The 25925-nt window shown below is 43.0% G+C and carries 27 protein-coding genes and 1 pseudogene; 8 read left to right on the top strand and 20 right to left on the bottom strand.

Going from position 1 to position 25925, the window contains the following annotated elements:
- Positions 1–3 precede the first annotated feature (3 nt).
- Positions 4–276: a hypothetical protein gene (locus tag I592_RS09180; protein ID WP_010780489.1), complete on the top strand. Its 273-nt coding sequence runs from the start codon at positions 4–6 to the stop codon at positions 274–276.
- Positions 277–301: 25 nt separating this feature from the next.
- Positions 302–1222 carry a LacI family DNA-binding transcriptional regulator gene (locus tag I592_RS09185; RefSeq protein ID WP_010780488.1) on the top strand — a complete coding sequence of 307 codons (921 nt, stop codon included), beginning with the start codon at positions 302–304 and terminating at the stop codon, positions 1220–1222.
- Positions 1223–1620: 398 nt separating this feature from the next.
- On the opposite strand, the gene alsE is transcribed toward I592_RS09185, so the two are convergent.
- From alsE to I592_RS09230, 9 genes are all read right to left on the bottom strand, one after another.
- Entirely contained in the window at positions 1621–2298 is a 678-nt protein-coding gene (alsE, locus tag I592_RS09190; protein WP_010780487.1) for a D-allulose 6-phosphate 3-epimerase, read from the bottom strand.
- A gap of 28 nt (positions 2299–2326) precedes the next feature.
- A complete protein-coding gene (locus I592_RS09195; RefSeq protein WP_010780486.1) occupies positions 2327–3070 on the bottom strand; it encodes an SDR family NAD(P)-dependent oxidoreductase in 744 nt (247 codons plus the stop codon).
- 14 nt (positions 3071–3084) lie between these two features.
- The gene (gene hxlB / locus I592_RS09200) at positions 3085–3639 is read right to left on the bottom strand and encodes a 6-phospho-3-hexuloisomerase (protein ID WP_010780485.1); all 555 of its coding nucleotides are present in this window, start codon (positions 3637–3639) and stop codon (positions 3085–3087) included.
- Complete coding sequence (locus I592_RS09205; protein WP_010780484.1) at positions 3623–4675, bottom strand: galactitol-1-phosphate 5-dehydrogenase; 1053 nt, start codon at positions 4673–4675, stop codon at positions 3623–3625. Before I592_RS09205 ends, hxlB begins: the two co-directional genes overlap by 17 nt.
- Before the next feature lie 18 nt (positions 4676–4693).
- On the bottom strand, positions 4694–5521 hold the full coding sequence (locus tag I592_RS22155; RefSeq protein ID WP_010780483.1) for a PTS system mannose/fructose/sorbose family transporter subunit IID: 828 nt from the start codon (positions 5519–5521) through the stop codon (positions 4694–4696).
- Positions 5522–6280, bottom strand: a complete 759-nt coding sequence (locus tag I592_RS22160; protein ID WP_010780482.1) for a PTS mannose/fructose/sorbose/N-acetylgalactosamine transporter subunit IIC — start codon at positions 6278–6280, stop codon at positions 5522–5524. It lies immediately after the preceding gene.
- A 40-nt stretch (positions 6281–6320) separates the two neighbouring features.
- Positions 6321–6797, bottom strand: a complete 477-nt coding sequence (locus tag I592_RS09220) for a PTS sugar transporter subunit IIB (RefSeq protein WP_010780481.1) — start codon at positions 6795–6797, stop codon at positions 6321–6323.
- Position 6798: 1 nt separating this feature from the next.
- Positions 6799–7215, bottom strand: coding sequence for a PTS sugar transporter subunit IIA (locus I592_RS09225; RefSeq protein WP_010780480.1), 417 nt, complete (start codon positions 7213–7215; stop codon positions 6799–6801).
- Positions 7216–7376: 161 nt separating this feature from the next.
- Positions 7377–9896: a sigma-54-dependent transcriptional regulator gene (locus tag I592_RS09230; protein WP_010780479.1), complete on the bottom strand. Its 2520-nt coding sequence runs from the start codon at positions 9894–9896 to the stop codon at positions 7377–7379.
- Between the two features lie 256 nt (positions 9897–10152).
- On the opposite strand from I592_RS09230, the gene I592_RS09235 reads away from it, so the two are divergent.
- Positions 10153–11127: a serine hydrolase domain-containing protein gene (locus I592_RS09235; protein ID WP_010780478.1), complete on the top strand. Its 975-nt coding sequence runs from the start codon at positions 10153–10155 to the stop codon at positions 11125–11127.
- A 123-nt stretch (positions 11128–11250) separates the two neighbouring features.
- Here the strand turns inward: I592_RS09235 and I592_RS09240 are convergent, their stop codons facing one another.
- From I592_RS09240 to I592_RS09260, 5 genes are read right to left on the bottom strand one after another with little or no spacing between them, the layout of a single operon-like run.
- Entirely contained in the window at positions 11251–11796 is a 546-nt protein-coding gene (locus I592_RS09240; protein ID WP_010780477.1) for a DUF1697 domain-containing protein, read from the bottom strand.
- Positions 11797–11844: 48 nt separating this feature from the next.
- Positions 11845–12753 carry a sensor histidine kinase gene (locus I592_RS09245; protein ID WP_010780476.1) on the bottom strand — a complete coding sequence of 303 codons (909 nt, stop codon included), beginning with the start codon at positions 12751–12753 and terminating at the stop codon, positions 11845–11847.
- Entirely contained in the window at positions 12740–13429 is a 690-nt protein-coding gene (locus I592_RS09250; protein WP_010780475.1) for a response regulator transcription factor, read from the bottom strand. Before I592_RS09250 ends, I592_RS09245 begins: the two co-directional genes overlap by 14 nt.
- A 17-nt stretch (positions 13430–13446) precedes the next feature.
- A complete protein-coding gene (locus tag I592_RS09255) occupies positions 13447–14262 on the bottom strand; it encodes an ABC transporter ATP-binding protein (protein WP_081633619.1) in 816 nt (271 codons plus the stop codon).
- A gap of 18 nt (positions 14263–14280) precedes the next feature.
- Positions 14281–16599 carry an ABC transporter permease gene (locus I592_RS09260; protein ID WP_010780473.1) on the bottom strand — a complete coding sequence of 773 codons (2319 nt, stop codon included), beginning with the start codon at positions 16597–16599 and terminating at the stop codon, positions 14281–14283.
- Positions 16600–16859: 260 nt separating this feature from the next.
- On the opposite strand from I592_RS09260, the gene I592_RS09265 reads away from it, so the two are divergent.
- Positions 16860–17300, top strand: a complete 441-nt coding sequence (locus tag I592_RS09265; protein WP_010780472.1) for an Lrp/AsnC family transcriptional regulator — start codon at positions 16860–16862, stop codon at positions 17298–17300.
- Between the two features lie 230 nt (positions 17301–17530).
- On the opposite strand, the gene I592_RS09270 is transcribed toward I592_RS09265, so the two are convergent.
- From I592_RS09270 to I592_RS21980, 3 genes are all read right to left on the bottom strand, one after another.
- Complete coding sequence (locus I592_RS09270) at positions 17531–18136, bottom strand: PepSY domain-containing protein (RefSeq protein ID WP_010780471.1); 606 nt, start codon at positions 18134–18136, stop codon at positions 17531–17533.
- 66 nt (positions 18137–18202) lie between these two features.
- On the bottom strand, positions 18203–18454 hold the full coding sequence (locus tag I592_RS21975) for a GNAT family N-acetyltransferase (RefSeq protein ID WP_341853249.1): 252 nt from the start codon (positions 18452–18454) through the stop codon (positions 18203–18205).
- A 9-nt stretch (positions 18455–18463) separates the two neighbouring features.
- Positions 18464–18694, bottom strand: coding sequence for a hypothetical protein (locus I592_RS21980; RefSeq protein WP_010780469.1), 231 nt, complete (start codon positions 18692–18694; stop codon positions 18464–18466).
- Positions 18695–18920: 226 nt separating this feature from the next.
- Here I592_RS21980 and I592_RS09280 point away from each other — a divergent pair, with 226 nt between their 5' ends.
- Positions 18921–20399 (top strand): AcpB/EbpR/MafR family transcriptional regulator, encoded by a 1479-nt coding sequence (locus I592_RS09280; RefSeq protein WP_010780468.1) that lies wholly within the window; start codon positions 18921–18923, stop codon positions 20397–20399.
- Positions 20400–20494: 95 nt separating this feature from the next.
- On the opposite strand, the gene I592_RS09285 is transcribed toward I592_RS09280, so the two are convergent.
- The 3 genes from I592_RS09285 to I592_RS09295 all read right to left on the bottom strand — a co-directional run bounded on the left by I592_RS09285 (position 20495) and on the right by I592_RS09295 (position 22945).
- On the bottom strand, positions 20495–21310 hold the full coding sequence (locus I592_RS09285) for a MerR family transcriptional regulator (protein WP_010780467.1): 816 nt from the start codon (positions 21308–21310) through the stop codon (positions 20495–20497).
- A gap of 272 nt (positions 21311–21582) precedes the next feature.
- A complete protein-coding gene (locus I592_RS09290; RefSeq protein WP_010780466.1) occupies positions 21583–21963 on the bottom strand; it encodes a VOC family protein in 381 nt (126 codons plus the stop codon).
- Positions 21964–21997: 34 nt separating this feature from the next.
- The gene (locus I592_RS09295; protein WP_010780465.1) at positions 21998–22945 is read right to left on the bottom strand and encodes a LacI family DNA-binding transcriptional regulator; all 948 of its coding nucleotides are present in this window, start codon (positions 22943–22945) and stop codon (positions 21998–22000) included.
- A gap of 507 nt (positions 22946–23452) precedes the next feature.
- Between I592_RS09295 and I592_RS09300 the strand changes: the two genes are divergently transcribed.
- The 3 genes and pseudogenes from I592_RS09300 to I592_RS21985 all read left to right on the top strand — a co-directional run.
- Positions 23453–23953, top strand: coding sequence for an NADH-quinone oxidoreductase subunit NuoE family protein (locus I592_RS09300; protein WP_010780464.1), 501 nt, complete (start codon positions 23453–23455; stop codon positions 23951–23953).
- Positions 23954–24055: 102 nt separating this feature from the next.
- On the top strand, positions 24056–25831 hold the full coding sequence (locus tag I592_RS09305; protein WP_010780463.1) for a NuoF family protein: 1776 nt from the start codon (positions 24056–24058) through the stop codon (positions 25829–25831).
- A pseudogene (locus tag I592_RS21985) lies at positions 25792–25920 on the top strand (4Fe-4S binding protein); the annotation flags it as partial. The gene I592_RS09305 and the pseudogene I592_RS21985, both read left to right, overlap by 40 nt.
- Positions 25921–25925: the final 5 nt, after the last annotated feature.

Here is a 25925-nt window from a genome sequence, read left to right on the forward strand (position 1 = left end):
TTTATGAATACGTATGTGACCGTTCAGCAAGAAAATACACAAGAACATTTTCAAGTTTCTTTGCATTTTTCTGAAGACCAGCTAAGACTTTTCAGAAGCCGAGGGTTTAGACGTCCGACGATCCAAAACCTTCAACTAACAGAAATCAAGCATTTATATATCAACGAATTAATGGGCAGCCCGATCGTCAGCTTCTTTTATCGGGATCGCCGCTATACATTTTACCAATTTGGCCCTGCTGTCATTGAATATTTAAAAGAGCATTTAGTCGCTTAATCAAACGTGAAGAGGTGTGTCCCCCATGGCAAATATCCGCGATATCGCAAAAATCACTGGTTACTCCGTCTCTACGATCTCACGCGTCATCAATAATCATCCTTACGTCGATGACGAAAAACGCGCTCGCGTATTGGCGGTCATGCAGGAGTTGAACTATGTCCCTAACCGCTCTGCTCAAAATTTAAGTTATGGGAAAACCAAAAATATTGGTGTGATCTTGCCCTTTGTCAATCATGAATACTACGATCAGATGCTTAGCGGCATCATGCAGGCCGCTTTTGATCATGGCTATCAAATCAGTTTGCTGCCCACAAATTACAATCAAGAGTTGGAGAAGACTTATTTGGCTGAGTTTGCCACGCGTTCATTCGATGGCTTGATCGTCACGACCAAGTCAAACCCGATCGAGGCCTTTTTTGACTATTTCCAATACGGTCCGATTATTTTCTGTGAAGAGGTTCCAGATGCGGATGTCAGCACTGTCTATATCAACTTGAAAAATTCATTGAAGGAAGCTTTTTCCTATATGAAGGAACAGGGGATCAAACGACCAGGAATGACTTTGGGGCGCAGTAAAAATATCAGCCACAACTCAAAGCTCTCTATTCGGATAGCGAAGGAGAGTTACCCTGATTTTGACGAAGCCAATATTTTTTGGGATTGCATCATGGCGGAGGATGGGGTTCAAGGTGCGCGCTTTTTTGAGAAACAAAAGGTAGACGGGATCTTGACCTTTGGCGACGATATCGCAGCCACGATCTTGCAGAATTATGACGGGAAGAAGCCATTGGTCATTGGGCGAGAAAAACAATTGATTAGTGAAGTAATGGGCTTTTCCACCATTGATCATCATTTAGCGGAATGTGGAAAGAAGGCCTTTGAAGCTTTCTATTTCAACAAGCATGAGAAACGCTGCATCCCGCATCATTTCATAAAACGTTAATCACTAAACCAGCCAACGATTCCGTTGGCTGGTTTTTTGTGCAGATTAGTGTGTTTTTTGACTGGCTTACCGCTTCGTGTTCAAAAAGATACTTTACAAATGAAAAGTCAAACAACAAATAACTTTCCATTTATAAAGTAAATTCCTCTTTTACTTTTCATATGCAGGGTTTTTTATTAAAAGGCTTAACAGTTGATTGTACTAGATTGGGTTCTGCGAATACGCTTTTTGATCAACACTTCACCGCTAAAAAAGACCTCCGTTCCCCATTGACTAATGCTTCAAACGTTGCTGTGCCTCCCTTTATGGGATATATCAGAAACGTGATTTTTTTTCGTCAATGATGGATCATTACGAGGTCTTTTTTTGGATATTCTCACAAATTTCTAGTGTTCATCTTACGTTTCACTTACGGCTGCATCAAGGTGTCCTTGCATAATCTCCACTGATTTTTCAATGGATTCGTTCAGATTGAATAGACCGCTTGTTCCTACGATCAAAATATCTGCTCCGGCTTCAATCATTGTTTGATAGGTTTTTTCATTGCACGAACCATCGATTTGAATGTCAAACCCAAGATTATTTTCTTTTCGACAGACCGTTAATTTTTTGACTTTCTCCAAACTCTCCGATATAAATGTTTGTCCAGCAAAGCCCGGATCAACAGTCATTACGGTCACGATATCAATCAAATGGATGTAATCAAAAATCAGATTCAAGGGGGTTTCTGGATTTAGAACAACGCCTAGTTTTTTCCCTCGTTTTTTGATTGTTTCACTCAATCGAAACGCATGACCATTCAAAAATTCAGCATGAATACTGATCACTTCCACACCAATATCCAGCAATGGTTCTACGTAATCGATTGGATTGGTGACCATTAAATGCGCGTCCATCGGAATCGTCGTGTGGTTGTTTAATTGTTCAATAAACCAAGGGGACAATGTCATATTACTGACATAATGCCCATCCATAATATCGATATGGTAATAATCCACCGTTTGATTCAAGCAATTAATTTGTTCTGCAAATTTACTAATGTTCATACACATTAATGATGGAGCAATTTTTACCATTTTCGGTTCCTCTCTCCTCGTAAATTCTTTAGTTTACAGATTGTCCGCCATCCACTACCACTTCTGACCCCGTCATGAATCGGGATGCTTCTGAAGCTAGGAAAACTACGACATCTGCCACCTCATCTGCTGTACTGATGCGTTGATACAAAGGAATTCGGCTGCCCATCTCTTCCATCGTCCGTTCAGTAGCCTCTGCTGCATGTGCCGCCATCTGTGTTTTGATGTAGGCGGGATGTACTGAATTTACCCGAATGCCCCGCGGCGCAAACTCAATTGCTGCTGCTTTTGTCAATGCGGATACCGCACCTTTTGACGCAGCATAGGCAATTCGATTTTTCGATCCTAAAAAGGACGCGATGGAACTCGTATTGATGACACTACTGCCTTCACCCAACAGTGGCGACATTGTTTTTACACCTAAGAAAATACTTAATGCGTTCACATCCATCGTCTTCTTCCAAAGCTCTACGCTTGTCTCCTCGATCGTCTCGATTTTAAAGATGCCTGCGTTATTGAACAGCACATCCACCTTGCCATATTTTTCGCTGATGTCAGCGACCGTACGCAGCCACGCGTCTTCGTCTGTTGCATCGAAGCAGTAGGCATGGATCTCTTTGTTTTTAAACTGGTCTAGCAAAGCTTGGACATTCTCGCTATTATTGTCATTTACTAACACTGTGAATCCTTTAGCAAGTAATTTCGTGACGACTGCTGTACCCAACCCGCCAGCGGCCCCCGTGATAAATGCGACCTTCTTTTCTTCACTCATTTTTCAGCTTCCCTCTATTCTAGATTTGCATGGCGGCTCTTTAATGCCTCCATCGTCATCTGTTTTTCTTCCATCAATCGTAACGCCAATACATCGTGAAATATCAAAAGTCCTTGTTCAAAGACCGTCGTCATTGGCTGAATCGACGTAAAGGTTTGATTGCTTTTAGATGGACTTTCAAATGTAACCACTGAATCGGACAACTGCGCAATCGAACTCTCTGGACTAGAAGTCAGGTGGACGATCGTTGCCTGATAGCTTTTAGCCTTTTTTGCTATTTCCAGCGGAATGACTGACTCTCCTGAGCCGCTGCCGACAACCAAAAGATCGTCACTCGTAATCGGCGGCTCATTCAGATCACCCACCATATGACAGGAAATTCCTAAATGAGTCAGACGCTTCACCGCAGCCTCTAAAGACAATCGAACTCTTCCAACACCAACAAAGAACACCTCTCGCGCACCGAGCAATGCCTCTACATAGGCCTCGATTTCCTCATTAGAAACTTTTCCTAGCAGCAGGCTCAATTCGTCCATTACAGCTTTACTTGACTCACCATAACTTCTCATTCACCATCAACACCTTATTGTAAAATTCTTTTTTCTCATGAATCATATCGAACGCTGAAATCAAATCCTCAATCAGAACTTTATGAGTGACCAATGGCTTCAAATTCAATTGTTTGTTCGCTATCGCTTGAGCTGTAACCTGCCATTCATTTTTGGGAAAATGTTCATAGATACTATTGAACATCCCAACGATCGTGCCTTCCTTACGCATAAACTGATCGTAGGTTTTCTGTTTCATCACCATGTCTGAATGAGGATTACCCAATAAGACCACCCGACCAAATGTCCGAATCGATTTTGCGCATTGATCAAAAGCTGCACTGGAACCCGTTGCTTCGATTGCGACATCGGCTAGTTTGCCAGCTAAAGTTTCTAAAATAAAGGCTTCCGCATCCTGCTCTTGACTATTACAGACATCCGTAAAACCCAATTCACGAGCAAAAGCGACTTTAGTCGGATCAATATCCACCAGCAATACCTTCCCAGCACCATTGATTTGTGCCCACTGAGCGACCATTATACCAATCGGTCCTGCTCCGTAAATAACAATAGTGTCGCCAACATTCAGGTCGGCCTTATTAATCACGTGCTGGGCAACCGTCGCAGGCTCTACCATTGCCCCTTCTTCATAGCTCACGTGATCTTCTAAAAGAACTAGATTAAATAATGGAACAGCTAAGTATTCTTCAAACCCGCCATCTGTTCTTGAGCCAAAGTAATTGTACTTTTTACATTGTGCGTAATAGCCCGATTGGCAGAATTCACATTCGTTGCAGGGCAGCAGTGGAAATACTGCCGCCTTTTTTCCTAAATATTCTTGACTGACTTCTTCTCCGACAGCAACAATTTCTCCGGCAAATTCGTGCCCCAATACTGTTGGGAAATGATACGAACCCGTCACGTATACCCGCGGGATGTCAGAGCCGCAAATCCCGCAAGCCATGACCTGGACCAACACTTCGCCCTTTTTCGGCACGGGCTTTTCTTTTTCAACGAGTTCCAACTGATTGATTGCTTTTAACTCAACTGCCTTCATGTTTTCCTTCACTCCCACTTATTTTGGAATCCCTAAAACGCCTAGATACGACAGGGAGATTCCCAGAACAAAAATGATCAAAATAATCAAATTGATATTTACTTTTTTCCGTACCAGCCAGTAGACCAGCATGGTGATCCCCAATGGAACGAGCCCTGGCATCAAGGCATTGATAACCTGCTCTTGAATTCCTAATTTGACGCCCTTGATATTCAAAATCAACGGAATCTCAATATTCACTCGGGAGGCAGTCATACACCCTACCACCATCAATCCCACCATACTGAAAATCTCCGTCAAACGAGCGATCGTGCCTTCACGCAGCATTGTTAAGATGAAGGATTTTCCTTTTTGATAACCTAAGCGGTACATGTTCCAGCCAAAGCCGATCAAACAAATCTTGTAGGCAATCTCAAAGAAGATTGGCCCGACATAACTGCCGTCAATTGCCAGTGAACAAGCAATACCAGCTAAAATCGGATAAACGATCCCTTGACTGACTGTATCGCCGATCCCTGCGATAGGCCCCATCAGCCCTGTCCGAAGCGAATTGATCGTTTCATCTGTGATGTCTTCCGCGCCATTGGCACGCTGCTCCTCCATTGCGGCCGCAACACCTGGAATCATCGTTCCAATAAAGGACGGTTCCGTATTATAGAACACAAAATATTTTTTCAATTCTTTCACTTGCCGTTCTTTGTCTTCCGGATAGAGCTTCCGAATGACTGGCACCATCGCATTTGCTTGGCCTAACGCCTGCAATCGTTCATAGTTATAAGCCGTTTCACTCGAATAGGTCAGCGCCCAGTTTTTTAGTAATTCTTTTCTCGTTAATTTTGCTTCCATTTATGATTGCTCCCTTCCAGCAGGTTTCATGTCAAGAAATCCAGTATTGTAGAACACAAAGCCCATGATGGCAGCGATCGCTGTTACTGCCATAACGTCCAATTTCAAATAAACTGCCAATATGAAGCCGAAGAAGAAGAAGGGCATGATCTTTTTATTTCCCATAAAGCTGATCAGCATGGCGATCCCTAATGCAGGCATGATTGCCCCGACGACTTGCATCGCATCTACAAAGGAATCAGGAATCATGTTCAAAAGATTTTTCATCGGCTCTGCACCAAAGTAAACCAAGATAAACGCAGGTACTCCCGTAATGATAAAATTCAAAATTCCCGAAGGTACATAATTCATCATGCGCATCGCGCGAATATTTCCGTTATCCAAAAATTTCTCTGCACGATGGACCCATAACGCATTGATCGACATCGTCAACTGGAAGGTCAGAATACCGAATAGACTAAATGGTACAGCAAAAGTGACTGCCAAACTTGGGTCTGCCCCTGATAAAATCGTCATCGCTGTACCAAAAACAGCGGCCACCGGCAAGTTCCCCGGCATCGTTCCTCCCGCAGTGATCCAACCGAGATACGCCAAGTTGATATACGCTGCTGCCTGCATCCCTATCAATGGCTCACCCATAGCCAAAGCAACCAAGAATCCCGACCAGATCGGATACAACCACGAGCGCGTAATCAAATGACTCGGCCACCAATTACAAACCGTTGAAATAATAGCAACTAAAATTGCGGATAAAAGCATTTTTTTTCCTCCTTTTTCCTAGTAATGAATGAATTCTTGCTTATAAATATTTCGACAAATCAGTTTCTTTTTGATCGGGAATAATGTGAATCACGACTGGAATCCCTTGGTCGATCAGTTGTTTAAAGGTGGTACGTTCCTCATCCGATGCCGAAATGTTTTTATAAAGGACGCGTCGATTGGCTTTCACCCCCATACCGCCGACAACCAGCTTATCGATCGCGATGTCGTTTTTGACCAGCGCATCAATGGTGACTGGTGCTTTCACTAAAATAATCAGGCGTTTATTTTCTGACTCCTGTTCTTTCAAAAAGGTGACCGCATCCTCCAATCCTTTTACGATGATGTCGATGCCTGAAGGAGCAGACATTTTCAATATCTCACTCATAAAATCATCTTTTGCGACTTCTTCGTCAATAATCAAAATTTGATTTGCTCGTGTTTTCTTCACCCACGCTGTCATTACCTGTCCGTGGATCAATCGATCGTCAATTCGCGTTAATACGATTTCGCTCATGTTATTCATCCTTCCCATAATTTTCAAAAAGTTCTTTGATGCCGTCTTTTCCGACTGTCTGGATATAGGTTGTTAATTCGTCCAAATCCATCGTCTCTCTGCTGCATACAGCTTCGATCACCATCGGCAGGTTCACCCCTGTTACAGAACGATAGTCTACTTTGCCTTTCAGCGTCTGGTAGTTTTGAGCAGTCACATTGTAAGGACTAGCTCCAAAAATGTCACAAAAGACCAAAACCCCTTGCCCCTGCTCCAACTCCAGCATTTTCTCTGCAACCTCTTCTTTGTATGCTTCGATACTTGTCTCATGATAAAGACCCAATGTGTCGATATTCTCCGCCTCTCCTGTAATTAGTCTCAATGCGGAGAGATATCCGGCGGCAAGCTCTCCGTGGGTCAATAGTAATACACCGATCATTCTTCCACCTCCTCGCTTTTATATATTGCAATAAGCGTGCCAATTTACTGAACAATAGAAAAAAAGCATCAAATCAACGTTAAACAGACGGAAATGATTTGATGCTTTTGAATGAACAACTTATTTAGTTAGTGTGCTGTCAATTAAAATTTAGTGTGCTGTCAATACATCAAGCTTGTGTTGACTTCGATCAGTTCCATCATATAACTGATCTCGCTGTCTTCAATCACGATCGCGTACCGATTTTCTAAAGGGATAAGAAGTTCCTTTAAGTAGCTGTACAACGCCGGATCGCTTTGGATGATTTCCTCCGCATCCTCCCGTAAAAATTGCTCCTTGCGAATCGACCGTTCGATCATGTTGCTTGTATGGAAAAGAAACTTGATCCAAAAATCCTCGAAGTTTTCAATGCTATAGCTATCTGCGATTTTCTTCGCTTCGATCTCTAACAAATCATAGATCGTCGCCCCATCTAAAAATATCAAGCTCTCCTCTAAAATACAGATGATCTTGCTTCGTCGATCATCAGTGAAGGGATTGGTATCGTCTTGCATCGCTTTGTCTTGAAAGTCTTCTACGCTGTTCCCAATATATGCGCTTTGTTCGACGATGTCTTCAGACAGCTTAGTGATGGACATTTTTGGAAGCAGGGATTTACGCGTCGCTTCAATGACCATTGGTGTCGTCACCATCTTGATCGTTTGTGTGGGGATGCCTGTTTTCTTCGTAATAATATCGCCGAACATATTGAGCGACCCCATATCGCTAAGAATCACGACACCTTTGCCTTGATCGATCTTTTGTACCAAAGAAGTGGCCTTTTCCAAGGTATCGCCAACGGATTGCGACAGCGGCATATTTAATCCGACTGCGTGCTCGACATTTAACAATTGATTGGCCGTGTTCGCCAGATCTGTCGCCGCGGTCGTCCCGTGCATCAAGATCAAAACACCAGTTTTCTTCTCTGTATACTTTTCATTCATTGCCTTTAAATACAAAGAAATAAAATATTTTTCACTCTCAGGCAATTGAACTTCTAATTGATCAGAGATTTCTCGACAAATCTGCTCAGCCATTTCGATTTCTTTTTCCATAGCCAATTCGTTCGGTTTTTTATGTTCTAAAAAAGAATTGTCTCTAAAGGAATAGCCCTCCGTGATTTTTTCGATCAAGGTATCCAGATGCAAAGCCAAGCTTTTGATGTTGCTGTCGTCTAAGTGATAATGCTTCTTCTGCGCTACACGTTTTAAAATATTGACGGTGATTTCATAATTTTTACGAGAAACGATTTTGAAGATGGCCTGCTGCTGATTGCCTTGCTTTTCTGCTAACTGCTGTGCTTTGCCCTGTATGATCGACTTGAGGGGAGAAAGCGAGCCTTTCCCTTCCAGATACTTGTGGTACGTCTCCAAAACATCGTGGGACACACTTTCTTCCTCATCTACCAGAAGAAATGGGTCCGAATCCCGCTCCTCTTCAGGTGTGAAAACAAATTCGTCAATTTGCAGCAGTTTCAGTTTTTCTCGCATCTCAGCGTTGATCTCAGAAGAATGGGCATAATAGAACTGGTCGATCAAATAGGTCGATAAATGGGACAGTTTTACTTGAATGACCTGGGAGTGATTGGAGATACTGTCGACTAACGCATTGGCACACAACAATTGAATATCATTCTTCATTTGTCCGATATTTCCGACTGGATCGTATTGTAAAAAGAACCGGATCACATCTTCGTTTACTTGCAGTTTGCGCTCGGTCTTTTTAGCTTCTTGCTTAAAACAAAAATAAATCAGTTTGATTTTTTCAGCCAATCCTCGTTCCTTTACACTCGGCATAAAAATTTTCAATGGAATACGACGTAAAAAAGTAGACAGGATATTCCCTTCGATCGCCTCAGTCGTAGCACCAATAATCAGCACACGAACCTTTCGAGGGTTGGAGGATTCGCCCAGGCGATAATATTCCCCGCGGTCCATGATCGAAAACAGCATCTCTTGTCCTTCTGGCGGCAACCGATGAATCTCATCCAAGAAAAGAATGCCATTGTTCGCTGCGGCGATCAGTCCATCCTTATCGGTCTCTGCTCCAGTAAAGGCATGCTTAACGTGACCAAAAAGATGATCCAATAGCAGATGCTGGTTATTAGAATAATCCGCACAGTTGAATACGATATAAGGAGAATCCTCCTGCAGCTTTCCGGCATGTTTTGCGTATTGGTACATAAATCGTGCAAATGTCGTCTTTCCTGAGCCAGAGGGTCCCGTCAGCAACGAATGCAGTCCAAAGGGTGGATAAAGCAGTGCTGCCTTTGCCTGTCGCACCGCATTTTCCAACGAGCCATCATACCCAATCAGCTCCGTAAAAGGGTAGTCCCCAGGACAGGAATCTTTATTTTCCAGCAATCCTCGAACTTCTTCCACTGTCAAAGATGCCTTCAAGGAACATCCTTTACCGATCGCTGCTTCGACCAGCTCCTTCGTCAAAAATCGAACGGGCCTGCCAGAAAGCTTGAGGACTTTTCCTTCCTCTGCTAATCGATTTAAATCACGACTTACGTTATAGCGAGCGATTCCAGTTGCCTCTGAAATGCTGGTGGACTCTAATTTTGGAACGCCCGTATCTTGAAGAAAAATTTCTGTTTGTTCACATAAAAAAGTATACACACTGTCCTTTCTACCCATTACCCCAACCCCCTTCGTTAGTGACATTGTACACAGTTTAACAAGCGCTTTCAACACGAGCTTTCTTTTTCATTTTAAAAATTCCCGATTAAAACAGACAATTTTCCTGAAAAAAAAGAGAATATCTTCCCTTCTTCATCTAGTATATTAAAAATAAAAAATGAGCAGTTTCATTATTTTTAAAATAACACTTGATTATGATTTTAAATCCCCTTACTCTAGAGATAGAAGGCGCCTTCGGAAATGGAGGAAACCAATGAACGAAGAAAAATTTCAACCAATCCAGCAAAAAATCAACCAGGAACATACCAACATCACAGGGATCATTGTGCAAAAAAATAAACAGCGGCTATACGAGGACTATTTCAACGGCTGCACAGAAACCAGCAAGATCCATATTTATTCCATAACGAAGAGTATTCTTTCTTTGCTGCTGGGTATCGCTCAGGAACAGGGATTTATCGATACGCTTGAAGAACCGCTCTTGGATTATTTTCCAGAATTCACAACGAAAAATGAGTCTATCAAAAAAATCACACTGGAAAATTTACTGACGATGACGGTCCCTTATGCGTACCGTCCTGGTCCTCTTGCCTATATCAAGTATTTTATGAGCAAGGATTGGACCACATTCACCCTAAAACAACTAGGCGGCAAACAGCCTTTGGGCCAGTTTTACTATACACCGTTGATTGGTCCTGATCTCTTGTCGGCCCTGCTGACTCGCAGGACACATCAAAGTATCCTAACGTTTGCGCAGAAAGAATTGTTCGACCCGTTAGGAATAACTGTTGGACCTTCGATTCAGTTAAAAACCGCGAAGGAACAAACGCTCTTTAATCAATCACTGACATCAAACGGTTGGGTCGCTGACCACACAGGGCTCAATGCCGCAGGCTGGGGGCTAACATTATCCACGCGAGATTTGATTACCCTTGGGCAATTGATTTTAAACAAAGGAAGCTGGAACAAGCAGCAGATCATTCCTCACCATTGGTTAAAGCAGATGCAGCAGCCTCACAGCCATTGGGAGCAAGAACAGTTGGATTACGGTTATCTATGGTGGGTCTTGGATTCCTCTAAACCAATTGTGGCAGCTATGGGAGATGGCGGAAACGTGTTGTACATCGATCATGAGAAGCAGCTTGTCGTTGCGATCACCGCACTCTTCAAAGAAAACGTCTTTGATCGAATTGATTTTATCCAAAATGAGCTTCTTCCCCTCATTTAACCCCATCGACTAAATGTAAAGCATTTCCACTAAATACTTTACAAGCGAAAAGCCAAACCTCTTTATACTTTACAAATGAAAAGTATACGAGCGTTTGGCTTTTTAGTTGATTGCGTGATAAGACTATTTTATTGTACTTAGATGCAGCAGCTTATTGACCGTATTTGCATTGCGGATCGTCACGTGGGGATTCACTGAAGAACTCGCGATTTTTGACCAGCGTGCTTTATTAAATGTTTTCCGCGGTGCCGACCAGAAAATCACGTTGCCAGAATGAGCGATTTTTTCATACTCAGGCTTTATTTCTCCTACTGCTTCAAAAACCTGCGATACCGTCATGGGAGGGATCATAAAAATAACATAATGGATCGTTTCCTTCTCTTGATCCCACCATTCAGGCGCTTCTTCCAGCAAACGGCGCAACTCCTCGACCTCGACTACTACAACTGGAATAACTAAATCAAATGCCTCGACAATCAAGGCTTCACAGGCACGGATCAATCGTTCTTGATCCCGATCTTCACTTGAAAAAAGAACGTTTCCGCTATTGATGTATGTCTTTACCTCGGAGAAGCCCTTCTTTTCAAAAGCTTCCTTTAACAACGGCATAGAAATTTTATTTTTGCCGCTGATATTGATTCCTCGCAATAAGGCAATGTACTGTTTCATCTTGATCTCCTATCTCATTCGTTTAAGTTTCAGCTTATTCTTATTTAATCAGACCGTCAGCACAAATTTCTTGGTGTATTCATCGTCATCAAGCAGATCGATCGTAAATCCATGCTTGTCAATGATCGTTTTGACAATTGCCAGCCCCAATCCGCTGCCTTGAAACGATCGTTCCACTTCATTTTCGCTGACGAATGGGTGAAAGAGCTGCGCTCGATCCTTTTGAGGGATCTCAGTTCCGTTGTCCGCAAAGATGATCTCCGCTTTGTTTCCTTTATTTACCATCGTTATCGCTAACGTTGTTTTTATTGGGTTGTGCTTGCAGGCGTTGATCAAAAGATTGGAGAACACCCTTCGCATCTCAAGCTGATCTATTTCTCGTATGACCGGCTCCTCTGGGATGTCAAAGGTGAAGTTGATTTGGTGCTTTTCGATCACATCATAATACGCGGCTACGGTTTCTTTCAATAACAAATTCACTGCGTAGGATTGCTTGTTTAAATGAAAGTCAGCCGAGTTTAATTTGGTGTACTGAAACATCAGGTCTAAGAGTTCATTCGCCGTGACCGATTTTTGATGAATAATACTTGTGACCTCTTTGATTTCCTCTGGTTCTACGATATCCTCATTCAGCGCTTTGGAAAACCCCGTGATGCTGGTCAAGGGCGTCTTCAAATCGTGGGCAATATTGGCAAATAAAGTGCTTTGCTTTTTTGCCCGCCGTTGACTCTCTTTCTCGATTTTCTTGTTCAAGCTGCGGTAAAATAAAAAAGAAAACAAGAGCACCATCAGGATTTGCAGCATTCCAGCGATCATTGGTGTAATCACTTGATACTCGGCACCAAAAAACCAGCTATCCAGTTCCGTGATCAACTCGTTCGTTACATCTCCAACGATCGACAGTCCTAAAAAGTACACAATGAAGGCACGCATGATAGCATTTCTAAGTTGTTTCATGAACGGCCTCCAATCGATACCCCAATCCTCGTATCGTTTTGATGCGCTCAGTGCCGATTTTATCTCGAAGCTTACTCATCATTACGCGAACATTATTGTCCCCGGTCAAAGGGTCTTGCCACCCTTGTTCATAAAGCTGTTCCTTGGTGAATACGCGCCCAGGCTGTTCCATCAACAGCTTCAGCACGCGGAATTCTACGGCTGTCAGCTCGATGCGTTGTCCTTCGGCGTACCCAATACAAGCTTTTGTGTCCAATTCGAGAGTGCCCACTGTTAAACGCATATTTTGAGCGTGGCTTGAAACACCTAAGTCATGGTATCTTCTTAAAAGCGCCTTCACTCGAGCGATCGCTTCGTGAGGATCAAAGGGTTTGGTCAAATAATCATCGGCACCGAGCTCCAAACCAAAGATGCGATCGGAAGCCTCGATTCGTGCGGAAAGGACTAGGATAGGGATATTGCTGCTCTTTCTAAGTGTGCGAATCAATTCAAACCCATCTATTTCCGGCATCATGATATCCACAATCACCAAATCCATGTCAGTCGCAGCTAAAATAGCCAGCGCTTCACGTCCACTGACTGCCTCAAAATGAACCATGTCTTCACTTTTTAAGTACATTTTCAGTAATTTGATGATTTCCTTTTCATCATCCACATGTAAAATATTGTATGCCATCTGTCGAATGCGCCCCCTTAGACTTCTTCATCCTTTCTATTAATTTTACCATACCCCTTCTGAAGAACAGTCGGCGATTCTCCCCCTTCGGCTGCCAACATATACGAATTGATTATTTCCATTCGTTTCTCTAGGTTTTGTCCAATGTATTTCCCTAAATACACTTCCTCATTGATCTGACCATCTTCCATGAAGAACACTTGCTCGCTCTGAGCCGCGACCTTCACATCATGAGTAACGAGCACGACGGTCGTGCCTTGTTCGTTGATGTGAAGCAAAATATCCATGATTTCCTGTGCGGCTGTTGAATTCAGCGCGCCCGTCGGTTCATCACCAAAGACAACGCTGGGGGCATGCATCAAGGCACGACAAATTCCCGCTCGTTGCAGTTGTCCGCCAGACACTTGTGTGATTTTTCGATCCTTCAATTCAAGAATTCCCACACGTTCCATTAACCGTTCTGCTTGATCGACTAGCACCTTCATCGGCTTCTTTTTACTGAGGCTAGGTAAAATAATGTTGTCGATCAACGAAAGATGCTTCAGGAACGTTGGCTGCTGAAAGACAAACCCCATTTGTTTTCTGCGCACCTCCGCAAGCTGTTCCTCTTTTAATTGATCGAGTCGCTGCTGCTCAAAACGCACCGTACCTGAATCAATCGTATCCATCCCACTGAGTGCATACAGCAGCGTGGATTTTCCAGAACCGGAAGGACCCATGATCGAAATAAATTGTCCTTTAGGTATGTTGATCGTAAGTCTATTCAAGACAGCGGCTTGATCCTCACCGCCAAAATGTTTCGTGATCGCTGTTCCTTCAATAAGCATAGCCATGCTTCTCCACATCCTTTTTTAGTTTTTAAGATTCTCAGCAAGGCTGATTTTTCCTGCGTGTGCCGTGACTATTTTTGTTGTGACCGTTGTGACCATCAGCATCAGTAACGGACAACCTAGGTAGATCAATCCGCTCCCCGTAAGTTGGATAGTGACACCTCCCAGCAAGGCGGAAACAAAACCGGACATCGCCGTGCCTGCCGTCATCGCGAAGAGCGTGCCAAGTCCTACTCCGCAAAAAAGTGTGATCAGACTGCGGGAAAGGTATTGTTTTCCGATCGCTTGGTTGGTGAAACCCGTGGCCTTCAAAATCGCGATCTCCCTTTTATCTTTCGCTAACAAAAGCTTTATGAATAGCGCTGTAATCAATGAGGTGACGAGTAGTGCGACAGCCAAGGCCCCGATCGAAACGAAAAACAGCGATTGGATCGTCGCGCCGAAGGTTTGGTCACGAAATTTTTCTGCATTGTTCATTTTAGCGAAAGGCAGATCTCGTTTGTATTGCTCCAGCTTTTTGGGGACTGTTTCTGGGTGTTTCAATTTGATGGAGATGTCCGTCCAAATAGTAGGTGCTGTCGTATCGTCAAACGTAGCCTTCGCCGTCTTTCCTCCATTGAAAAGATTGGCGTAGATGCCGCACACGGTGACCGTCTCTTCTTTCCCATCGACCACCAAAACCATCGAATCTCCTGTTTTCTTGTTGTACTCGTCGGCATTGATGGTCGATAAGGCAATCTCCTTTTTCGTTCTAGGTGCTCTTCCCTTCAGATAGTCCACTGGAAATTTTTGATGTTCGCCTAACTCAACAGCGAGAACACTGTCTGCTTTATTTTTTTCTTTGACCTGAATGTTTTTCGTAACAAGTTTACTGAAGCCTGCTACATCGGTATCCTGCGCCAGATAGGTCTCGATTTTTTTCTGATTTTCGTCTGTATTCGTTGATTGATACAAGCTGGTACTGATATCAATGCCTCGCCCAAAACCGATACTTTCAACGAATGCTTCAGAGGCCGTCGTATGATACACCAACGCCGGAACGATCATTATGAAGGTCGCTAGGATAAAAACCAGCAGCATCGTCCCATAGAGCGCTTTTCGATTCAAACTGTCAATAAGTCCGATTCGAACATTGGGAGATAAAAATAAAAATTTTTGCAGGCTTCCCCGTGTTTTGGTATGGATCTTCTCATTTCCCCCGCTGAAGCGCAGTGCCTCTACTGCGGACACTTTTTTAAAGCGATTCAAGAGAACAGATACATAAAGAATCATTGATGCCATCACCACACCTGCTCCAACGACCGCCATTATCCAACTCAACCCTTCGTTGCTGCTCTCTCCCATAAAAAGTTTGATATTTTTCAATAGAAGATAGCTGGCCGGAATGGAAAGCAGGTAACCAAATACGCTGCCGATCACTGAGATTGCTGCATATTTCGCTAAATAGATTCTCTTGATATCTGTGACGGTCAATCCGATGGCTTTCATTACACCAATTTCCCTGTAATCCTCTTCGATCTTTGCTAATAGTGTGAATCGCATACACATAAACGTCATCAAAACGATCAATAAGCTGATCACTAAAAGGATGCCGATCATCACGCCATCAGACATCGCGTTACCTAATTTAAATAAGCGATGGCTGCCGCTTGGCCCATTGACCTCTAGTCCCGCTTTTTTATAATCCGCCTCAAACTGATTCAGCTTACTAGGGTCCTTTAAACGGAATTGGAGGATGTACTCTAGCTTTCCTTTAGAAAACAGCGCGTCGTATTCCTTTTGATGAACCAGCAGACGCTTCGACCCAGCCATTTGAGAATTCATGATCCCATCCCGAAGAAAACCACTGACGGTAAAGGCTTTTCCGGCAATCGTCGCAGAATCTCCAAGTTTGACGATTCCTTGCTTTTTGAAGGCTACCGGAACATACAATTCTCCGGGCTTTGGCTGAATTGGCTGATTGTTCATATCCAATAAATAATCGAGCTTTGTACTTTGGACAGCGAGTCCATTGTCTTCCACACTGTCCGCGAAACTGTGCCCGCCCAGTTCAATGTCCGAACCGTTGAGATTTAGAAATTCAGTGACCTCATAGTTTTCTACATTCCCCTGTGTTTTTACAAAGCTTGCCAAGCGCTCGCTATCTATCTCTCCTGTATGCATCTGCATATAATGAGGAGATTGCGATTTTTCCATCAATGTATCAATCGACCCGGCCAAATTCACACTTAATATCGACGCCAACGCAACAAACAGTGCGGCTGCCGTAATGAAAATCGTCAGCACAGCCGTGATCAGCTTACTTTCCCGTACATCATTTTTTATGATTTTTCCAAACATCTCCGCTCACTCCTACCCGCTTCCATTCTTTCTATCTCAACTATAAAGAAGGAGGGTTTCCCGAATGTATAAGAAACATTAACCTACTATTAAAGTTTCTGCCCATCCTATTTTTCCGCAGCGATGACGACTGTCCATTTGTATTTTTTCTAAAAAAGGTTCGCTTATTTTTTAAATATCTCTATTAAATTGAATTCGTACTTTGCCCCTTTGTTTGATAGCATAGTAAGTGAACAAAACGAACAAAAAGGAGCAATCAGATGGATAAGCATGATTTGGAAATACTTGATATTTTAAAAAAAGATAGTCGGATGTCTGCCCGACAGATCAGTGAATTGGCGGGCTTGACCGCACCCGCCGTAACAGAGCGAATACGGAAATTAGAAAGCAACGGGACGATCCAGCAATACACGATCAAAAAGGATCGAAGAAGCTGCGGACGCTCGATCCTTGCTTTTACCTTAGTGAAAATAGACCGTACAGGAAACACCAGTAATTTCAAGAATACCCTCACTAAATATCCTTCTGTTTTGGAATGCCACAAAGTAACAGGTGCCTATGATTATTTACTGAAGATCGAGGCGGCGGATATTCCTGGATTGGAAACTTTTTTATCGACGAAAGTAAAGCAGGTTCGAGGCGTTGGTGAAACACACACCTTAATCACCCTAGATAGCCTGAAGGAAGAAGCCAACGGATAACTTCATAGTTCTCCTGTGAATGGAAAGTAAATGAGCAAAAAACTTTTCATATAGAAAGTAAATGCGGAAAATACTTTACATTTGAAATGTATTTTTCCTATTTGCTTTCTATTTGCTTTACTATTGCTTTTTAAGAGAGCTTATTCCTCAGCAGGTATCCTCCAAACCAAAAAAAGATCCGAAGAACGATACTGCCGTTCTTCGGATCTTTTAAAGTGACCTTCTTCTACTTAATCGCCTGATTCTGTCTCTAAAATTTTGCCAGAGTGCGCATCTACCTTGACCTCTGTCTCAGTCTGTCCATCCACTACCTTGACTTCCCAATACGTCGTGCCAAGTTCCTGCTCTAACGTCCACTCAGAAGCCTTTCCTTTCCCCACATGATCAGCGGCAATCTCAGAAACTTTTTTAATGCTCAAGAGATTCGTTGCATCTATTTTGTCTTCGTTTCTTTTTACGCCCTCTTGCTCGTCTCTATCCAGCGTTTCTTCGTGTTCCTTGGAAACTTTTTTAGTCTCCGCGTCCACGTGGAGCTCATACTCTTTTTTGTCGCCGACGCCTTCGATCTTATAAAGATACTTTCCAAAAGACGTGTCCAATTCGATCGATGTGATGTCACTGTCTGGATACGCCTCCTGATAAGCACCGATCGCCTCCTCGACGCTCACCTTTACATTAGGATCGCCACTCCCTTCACTGTTTGATTGGTGATCTTTCGTTTGCTTCGTTTCCTGTGAGGCTGTGGTCGACTCACTAGTCTCATTTGGCTGGGCAGAACACCCTGCTAACCCGACGACCATCGTTAAAAACACACTTAACATAAGCTTTTTTGTCATTGCTATTCTCTCCCTTTTTGACTGGCATCCTCTTTTTACACGTTCTGAATCGCTTCAGAAAGTCAATCAACCAAACCTATAGACCATAATAAATTCTTCTTCATTCTCATCACAACTTTCAAACCCGAGACGCAGATACATGTTCTTCGCGGCGTTCTCTTTTTGAACAGCCAATGATGCTTGTTCGTATCCCGCTTTTTCTAATTTTTCCAGCATTCTCCGCATCAATGCTGTTCCGATACCATATCCTCGATATGTCGGATAAAGAGAGAGCGCAAATTCAGGCGTACCGGCATCGATCGAACCAAAGCCCTCAATGTTTCTTACCTAAACAGCACCGATAACATTCATCTCAACCTCCGCACATAAGCACAGGTCGTCCTCTTCCTTACCAAAATCGCGGATATAAACAGCAATCGAAGGGTCATTGAGTACGGATCTGGGAATCAACGCATTCTCATCCCGTTGGAAAATTGCTTGATACAAGAATTCCTTCAATAGAGGATATTCCGGGGAGTAGCCCCTTTTTCCATTATAACTGACAAGCAGAGGGATCACCAAAAGCACTCCTAAAGCGGTAGCTAGTTGCTAAAAAGGTATCAACTGTTTTAGTCATAGCTTTCTCCTCGTTCATTCCTTGATACTACAAGCATGACACAGATGATTTCACAATACTATCTCTATTTATTAAAAAATAGTTTGCTTATAATTTTATGTTTATTATTTTCAGTGAACTTTTTTTGATTTATACTAATATTATCAATTGATTGAAAGAAGGTTTCCCATGAGACATGCATTATCTTCTACTAAAAATCGTCAAATTGAATTAATTGAACTGCTGCGAATTGCAAATAATTATGTATCCGTGAAAAAATTAGCTGCACGAGTAGACGCCGTTCCTAAAACGATCATCAACGATTGTCAAGAAATCGAGGACCAATGGAGCGACATTGTTCAAATCGAAAAAAATAGTTCTGGTGAGTTCCATCTCACCGAAAAAGACAACCACACCGTACACGAGATTTTTTCAGATATTCTAAAGGAATCCCCCTCCTTTCAACTCTTAGAAGTGCTTTTTTTTCAACCGGGGAAATTGCGTACCGATCTTGAAAAAGAATTATTTCTTAGTTCTTCAAGTTTATACAGACGGATCGTGAAATTAAATGAAGGGCTGCAAATGCGCGGATTGGAGATCGATCGAAATCATCTGGAGCTTGTTGGAGAGGATGAGGGACAAGTTCGCTTTTTCATGGCGGGCTATTTTATGGAGGTCTATGATTGCTATGAATGGCCGTTTGAAATGGATCAGCAGAGGATTCTTAAAGCCGTTGATCAACTGGACGACCAATTTGGTTTAAGCTTGAATTTTTATCAAAAGACTGAATGTGCCTTTTTATTGGCAGTTTCACTGATTCGGCAAGAACAAGGATTTTTCAATCATCTTAGACAAAACGAACTGTCGATCGCCCACTTCGAAGCGTTTGAACAGCCGCTCAATGAATTAGTCGCTCAATTTCGAGAACCGTTGACAGAAAAGGAACGGGATGATCTGTGCCAAACCATTTTTTGGTATGATTTCGCTTGGGACAATGCTGAGGAGACGCTGCGCATCGAACGGCTGTGCAATCATATTCTCGATCTTATTATCGACGCGTTAAACGTAGGCATATCTGACACGAGTCGAGAGAACTGCCTGCAATTGCTAAAATCTGTCTACGCGTCTTACAAAGCTTATTCTTATGAGAAATACATTGCCTACAACCGAGACCTTTACAATAGTTTGAATGTTCAAAGAGATTTCTCTGTTTTTAGCAGAGTCCTCGAAAAAACACTGCGTGACCAAGAAGCAAAGACTCAGTTTCCTTGGTACTCTATGTTTTATCATCTGATCTTATTCAGGTTATTCATCTACTGGGAAGATTTGCCCGAACAATTAGACGCCATTAGAAAACCCGTCACGACAGAGATCTGCAGCGATTTGGGCGCAAAGCATGCCCAGCTCTTGGCCTACTATTTAAAGAAGCATTACCAAGAGAAAGTCGCTCTGGATATACGTCCTGAAAAAATTTATTCCAATGAGTCACCGGAATCGTTACGCTCCGATCTTTACGTCACGAATTTTTCAACCCCAGCGATACCCAAGGAACGGCTATTTGTTGTGGAGGATGTTCCCTCTGTTAAAAATTTAACTGCGTTAGGCAAGAAGATCGAAGAATACAGGATGAATACCTTGATCAAGCAATTGGCTTACTTAAATGAATAAGTAAAAGGAAGAGCGGATAATGGACCATTCCGAACTTCCTTTTTTTAACTTACTTGGTCTTTTGAGCGTTGCTTAAATCCGCCGTGCGCGCCTGTTTAATCCTTAGCTACGACAAAGCCAGATTCGGTGACCCAATTGTCTGGATTTGGATCTTCTGCCGGAGAGACATGGCTGATATTGATCATTGGTCCGACGATCGAATACCCATTCGCCTCCAGCCATTCCCCAATGGTTTGTGTGACCTTTGGCATTTGATCAAAGCTGCCGCTGAAGGTGACCGATGCTAGCGTAAAAGCTGGCTCCTTCTTATAGTCAACACGCCCAACGTTTCCAGCTTCATCCACGATCGTTGTTTGAACCTCCACATCCGCATTTTTCTCAACGTATTCCACATCATGAAAGACAGTCAGATTCATTGGCGGCTGTGTCATTTTTGCCTTGGCGGCTTCCATCTTGTGCTGCAGCTTTTGCCACAGGTCACCCTCCAGCGAATAATCAGCAATGACTTCCCGCACACTTAAGATCGTTCGTTCTGGGATTTCTTTTACTACGACAGGGTAGTTTAACATTTTCTTTCCTTCTTTCATTTGCTGCTGGAGAAGTGCGATCATGCGCTGTTTCTTCACAAGCTCTGATAACTCTTCCTGCACCCGCACTTCCTGCAGCTTGTAATGTTGTTCTAAAAACTCTAAATCATTCATTTCAATAATCTCTTTGATCGTTTTTAAAGGCAATCCGGTTTGCTGCAGCAGTTTGATTTGATTCAAGCGGGACAACTGACCTGCGGAATAATAGCGATAGTTGGTTTGCTCATCAATTTTTTCCGGTGTCAGTAAGCCCAATGCGGCATAATGATCCAGTGTCCGGACGGTCGTATTTGATAGTTTTGAGAATTCTCCAATTTTAAACATCTGTCTGCTCTCCTTCTTGTTTTGCTAGCTTACCTATAGTATAGAGTCCCACGTAGCGTGCGAGTCAATCCTAAATGACTTATTTTTTATAAAATCTACGCAAGCAAAAAAAAGCAGCGTGCCTATTGGACGCTGCCTTCTCTGTCTAAGATCTATTCAAACGTTTCATTCGTAAAGTTTTTAGAGGATTTTCTTTTCAAATCAAAAGTAAAAACGGCATTTACTTTCCAAACAGAAAGTCTCTCGAAAAATGCGAGACACTCCCCTATCCTTTAATCCGTTGTTAATTCAATCAAATTTCCTTCTGGATCTTGAATGACCGCTTCATAATACCCGTCGCCTGTAGTTCTTGGGCCGTTCAATAATGGAAAGCCGTCGGCAAGAAATTGTTCAACAAACCGATCGACATCTTCTTTTCCTCCAACAGAGATCGCCAAATGAGTATAGCCCAAGCTATCAGCCACACGATTCGATAGATGCTGCTTGGAGGTTAATTCCAACCGGCTGCCAGAATCGAAGCTGAGAAAATACGACATAAACCCGGTCTTCTTATTATGATAACGTTCTGTACTGCTGACTTGAAAATATGTTTCGTAAAATGTTTTCATTTTTTCTAAATCCTTGGTCCAAATTGCTACATGTTCAATATGCATATTTAAACAATCCTTTCTTTTTTCAAACCTTCGTCTATCTTCTTATGATCCGCGGTTCCAGCGCTAGATCTATTGTTTCTTGATCCGATAAGAGGTAATCAATGACTTTCGGTCCAATCTCATCAGGTAAAAAATCAATCGTTGTGAATTCCAGAAGCTGACTATAGGGTAAATTTCCTTCCCCAATAAGCCGGAACTCCTTTTTGTGAGTGAAGCCTAGCTCTTGCAGCCCATGAATGATCCCAGCCGCGGTATCATCGGCGTTCGCATAGATCACTTCAGGAAGCGGCAACTTTTTATACGTTTCTTTTGCCCAATGATACCCTTCCTCATAGCCCTCTATACCAGTAAAAAAATTGGTTCCTTCACTGACCTCGCCAAAGTAGCGTTCATAACATTCCGCCTTGTCGCGAGCACTGGTACTTTGCGATAAAGGCCGCTTATTCGTAAAGCTGACTTTAGAGACGCCTTCTTGCGAAAGTTCCTTAAACACCTGTTCATAGGCACTTTTTCGATTGGGATAGATCATCGGTATTTTTGGTTCAGCTACTTTTTCTGTAGAAATGATCCTGCCTCTTGACTTGATCTTTTTCCAGTTTCCTAGATCTTTCGCCCGCGAAACCAAAATCAAGCCGTCGATCATCCGCTTTTCCAGTAAAGCATAGTAATCATTCTCTGTTTGCTCATCATAGTAGGTGGGCAATAGAAGCACCTGGTAGCCCTTTTCTCTAGCATGAAACAACAAGCTGTTCACGAGACGATCATAACAGGAGCTATTATAAGGCAGCGTCACACCCAAGGTATAATTTTTGCCATTGCTTAGCTTGATCGCGTTGCCGTTGACCACATACCCTGTCTCTTCAATCACACGTTGGACCTTTTCCCGAATCTCTTCTGAAACATATTGATGGTTATTGATCACTCGTGAGACGGTGGTCTTCGAAACGTCTGCCATCTTAGCGATATCTCGGATAGTTACCAATGAACTCCCCTCCTTATAGATCCTGTATTCACTATAAACGATGGGACGCGTCCCATGTCAACTATTTTTTGCCGCTTTTTTACGGAGACCGACGGGCATCCTCCATTTTCTCGCCACAGCAACAGCCATTCTTATCTTAGAATGTGTGTCCTAAAGCATTCATTGCACGTTCTTTGATTAGAACCTTCTACGCATAAAAATTAAAATAACCAACTAAACACCCGTCATCTTTAACGAATAGCTTAAAATTAACGTTCTAGCATATCCTTGTCTTTTTTTATAACGTTATGGAAACAACCATTCGACGCCAGAAATCGAATGGGACACTCTTCTAATTATTTTCCATCTAACTATTCTACTTCGAGAACAGTTCTCATTCTCATTTGTATAATTAATCACAAACTTGTACCTTTTTTTGATATACTTATTTTAAATAGAATAATTTTTTTGGAGTTACTTTGTAATTATTTAGAATAATTGAGGCAAGAAAGGAGGACATAAAAACAGATGAATACTGAAGCAGTGTTTGAATTTATTGAAACAGAAAGTCAACACCAAGAATTTCAATCCAGCATCGAGAACTTAAAAGGACAACGCGGTGCCCAGATGCCCGCCCTGCAAGAGGTACAACGAATTTATGGGTACTTGCCTATCGAAATAATGAAAAGGCTTTCTACAGAATTAGCTATTCCTATGGAAGAACTTTATAGCACAGCGACCTTCTACGCACAGTTTACCTTTGTGCCTAAAGGCGACTATACCATCAGTGTCTGTATGGGAACCGCCTGCTACGTTAAAGGTGCCGGCGACATTTTAGATTCTTATGCGACGGATCTGGCTATTGATCCCGGGGAAACAACTGCCGATCGCAAGTTTACTTTAGAATCTTGCCGGTGTATCGGCGCCTGCGGACTCGCACCTGTATTGACGGTGAATGAAGAAGTCTATGGTCGTTTGACAAAGAAAAAAGCCGATAAAGTCTTGGTTACGTATCAAAAGAAAGAATGATCATGAACCGCCTTTTCCAAAGATTCCCTTCCTATTGATGTTAAAAAGAATTTTGGAATTTTGTTGTTGTCAGACGAAGCCTCAAGAGTCAGGAGTAAAAATATGAGAGATTGGAATGCGTTAAAAGAACTTCGAGACACGTATCGTCACGCGGTCATGATGCGGTTAGATGAAGATGCGGTCTCAGAAAATGAGTATGAGAAAGAAATCCTCGTCTGCGCGGGTACCGGCTGTATCTCCTCTAAAAGCGGCGATTTTGTCGATGCACTAAAAGAAGAATTGGCGAAAAACCAATTAACGGAGAAAGTAAATATCGTAAAAACCGGTTGCTTCGGCTTATGCGCCCAAGGACCGATCGTGATCATCTATCCAGAAGCGGTCTTCTACCATCAAGTTCAGCCAAAGCACGCGAAAAAAATCGTTTCGGAACATTTGATCAAAGGCAACTTGGTCGAGAAATTGCTTTATCATGATGCAGATACTAAGGAAATCATCAATAAGCTGATGGATACGCCCTTCTACCACAAGCAAAAGCGTGTTGCTTTGAGAAATTGCGGTCGGATCGATCCAGAGAAAATTGAAGAATACATTGCATTTGACGGGTACCAAGCCTTGGCTGCCGTGGTAAATACGTATTCTCGCGACGAGGTGCTGCAAACATTGGAAACCTCTGGACTGCGGGGACGAGGCGGCGCCGGCTTCCCAACATTCATGAAATGGTCCTTTGCCAAGGCCAGTCAATCAGATCAAAAATATGTGATTTGTAATGCCGATGAAGGCGACCCGGGAGCATTCATGGACCGATCCGTCTTAGAGGGAGATCCTCATGCGGTCATTGAAGCGATGGCGATCGCAGGCTACACGATTGGCGCCAACCAAGGCTATATCTACGTGCGCGCAGAATACCCGATCGCTGTGAATCGTTTACGAATCGCGATCGATCAAGCTCGGCAGGAAGGCGTTCTAGGGCAGCACATCTTCGGCAGTGATTTTTCATTTGATTTGGATCTGCGTTTAGGTGCAGGTGCTTTCGTCTGTGGCGAAGAAACGGCCTTACTAGAAAGTATCGAAGGCCACCGTGGAGAACCGCGTCCACGACCGCCATTTCCAGCAGTCAAAGGCTTATTCGGAAAACCAACGATCGTTAATAATGTGGAGACATTGGCGAACATTCCTCAAATCATCCTTAAAGGACCAGAATGGTTTGCCGGTTTCGGAACAGAACAATCAAGAGGAACCAAGGTCTTTGCCCTTGGCGGCAAAATCCAAAACACCGGTCTTGTTGAGATTCCGATGGGAACTACACTTAAGGAGATCGTAGAAGACATCGGCGGTGGTATTCCTAACGGGAAGAAATTCAAAGCTGCTCAGACAGGCGGCCCTTCTGGCGGCTGTATTCCACAAGAGCATTATGATGTGCCGATCGATTATGAAAATCTGAAAAAGATCGGTTCAATGATGGGTTCTGGCGGTTTGATCGTGATGGACGAAGACAACTGCATGGTGGACATCGCAAAGTTCTTCTTAGAATTTACAGTAGAAGAAAGCTGCGGAAAATGCGTGCCTTGTCGCGTCGGAACAAAACGGCTATTGGAAATCCTTGATAAAATCACGATGGGAAAAGCAACGTTGGATGATTTAGATCGAATGGAAGAACTTTGCCACCATATTCAAGAAAACTCACTCTGCGGGCTTGGGCAAACAGCTCCGAATCCCGTACTCTCCACCTTCCGCTATTTCAAAGAGGAATACTTAGCACATGTCGAAGAACGACGCTGTCCTTCTGGTGTCTGTAAAAACTTGATTCAGTACCGGATCGTACCGGCTGCCGTGCCTGTGCCAAAGGATGCCCAGTCAGTGCCATCAGCGGCGAAGTGAAACAAGTGCATGAAATTGATCAGTCGATCTGTACGAAATGCGGCTTGTGTATTGATACTTGTCGCTATGATGCAATCACAGTCATATAGGAGGT

The sequence above is a fragment of the Enterococcus gilvus ATCC BAA-350 genome (assembly GCF_000407545.1).
Taxonomy (GTDB): Bacteria; Bacillota; Bacilli; order Lactobacillales; family Enterococcaceae; genus Enterococcus_A; species Enterococcus_A gilvus.

What these genes read in the sequence shown, in the direction of transcription:
- alsE (WP_010780487.1), bottom strand. Translation starts at nt 2,298, where the DNA reads ATGGTAAAAATTGCTCCATCATTAATGTGTATGAACATTAGTAAATTT.
- I592_RS09225 (WP_010780480.1), bottom strand. Translation starts at nt 7,215, where the DNA reads ATGATCGGTGTATTACTATTGACCCACGGAGAGCTTGCCGCCGGATAT.
- I592_RS09280 (WP_010780468.1), top strand. Translation starts at nt 18,921, where the DNA reads ATGAGACATGCATTATCTTCTACTAAAAATCGTCAAATTGAATTAATT.
- I592_RS09220 (WP_010780481.1), bottom strand. Translation starts at nt 6,797, where the DNA reads ATGAGCGAAATCGTATTAACGCGAATTGACGATCGATTGATCCACGGA.
- I592_RS09265 (WP_010780472.1), top strand. Translation starts at nt 16,860, where the DNA reads ATGGATAAGCATGATTTGGAAATACTTGATATTTTAAAAAAAGATAGT.
- I592_RS09255 (WP_081633619.1), bottom strand. Translation starts at nt 14,262, where the DNA reads ATGGCTATGCTTATTGAAGGAACAGCGATCACGAAACATTTTGGCGGT.
- I592_RS09235 (WP_010780478.1), top strand. Translation starts at nt 10,153, where the DNA reads ATGAACGAAGAAAAATTTCAACCAATCCAGCAAAAAATCAACCAGGAA.
- I592_RS09245 (WP_010780476.1), bottom strand. Translation starts at nt 12,753, where the DNA reads ATGAAACAACTTAGAAATGCTATCATGCGTGCCTTCATTGTGTACTTT.
- I592_RS09285 (WP_010780467.1), bottom strand. Translation starts at nt 21,310, where the DNA reads ATGTTTAAAATTGGAGAATTCTCAAAACTATCAAATACGACCGTCCGG.
- I592_RS09230 (WP_010780479.1), bottom strand. Translation starts at nt 9,896, where the DNA reads ATGGGTAGAAAGGACAGTGTGTATACTTTTTTATGTGAACAAACAGAA.
- hxlB (WP_010780485.1), bottom strand. Translation starts at nt 3,639, where the DNA reads ATGAGAAGTTATGGTGAGTCAAGTAAAGCTGTAATGGACGAATTGAGC.
- I592_RS22160 (WP_010780482.1), bottom strand. Translation starts at nt 6,280, where the DNA reads ATGCTTTTATCCGCAATTTTAGTTGCTATTATTTCAACGGTTTGTAAT.
- I592_RS09240 (WP_010780477.1), bottom strand. Translation starts at nt 11,796, where the DNA reads ATGAAACAGTACATTGCCTTATTGCGAGGAATCAATATCAGCGGCAAA.
- I592_RS09305 (WP_010780463.1), top strand. Translation starts at nt 24,056, where the DNA reads ATGAGAGATTGGAATGCGTTAAAAGAACTTCGAGACACGTATCGTCAC.
- I592_RS09250 (WP_010780475.1), bottom strand. Translation starts at nt 13,429, where the DNA reads ATGGCATACAATATTTTACATGTGGATGATGAAAAGGAAATCATCAAA.
- I592_RS09195 (WP_010780486.1), bottom strand. Translation starts at nt 3,070, where the DNA reads ATGAGTGAAGAAAAGAAGGTCGCATTTATCACGGGGGCCGCTGGCGGG.
- I592_RS09260 (WP_010780473.1), bottom strand. Translation starts at nt 16,599, where the DNA reads ATGTTTGGAAAAATCATAAAAAATGATGTACGGGAAAGTAAGCTGATC.
- I592_RS09270 (WP_010780471.1), bottom strand. Translation starts at nt 18,136, where the DNA reads ATGACAAAAAAGCTTATGTTAAGTGTGTTTTTAACGATGGTCGTCGGG.
- I592_RS09300 (WP_010780464.1), top strand. Translation starts at nt 23,453, where the DNA reads ATGAATACTGAAGCAGTGTTTGAATTTATTGAAACAGAAAGTCAACAC.
- I592_RS09205 (WP_010780484.1), bottom strand. Translation starts at nt 4,675, where the DNA reads ATGAAGGCAGTTGAGTTAAAAGCAATCAATCAGTTGGAACTCGTTGAA.
- I592_RS22155 (WP_010780483.1), bottom strand. Translation starts at nt 5,521, where the DNA reads ATGGAAGCAAAATTAACGAGAAAAGAATTACTAAAAAACTGGGCGCTG.
- I592_RS09290 (WP_010780466.1), bottom strand. Translation starts at nt 21,963, where the DNA reads ATGCATATTGAACATGTAGCAATTTGGACCAAGGATTTAGAAAAAATG.
- I592_RS09185 (WP_010780488.1), top strand. Translation starts at nt 302, where the DNA reads ATGGCAAATATCCGCGATATCGCAAAAATCACTGGTTACTCCGTCTCT.
- I592_RS09180 (WP_010780489.1), top strand. Translation starts at nt 4, where the DNA reads ATGAATACGTATGTGACCGTTCAGCAAGAAAATACACAAGAACATTTT.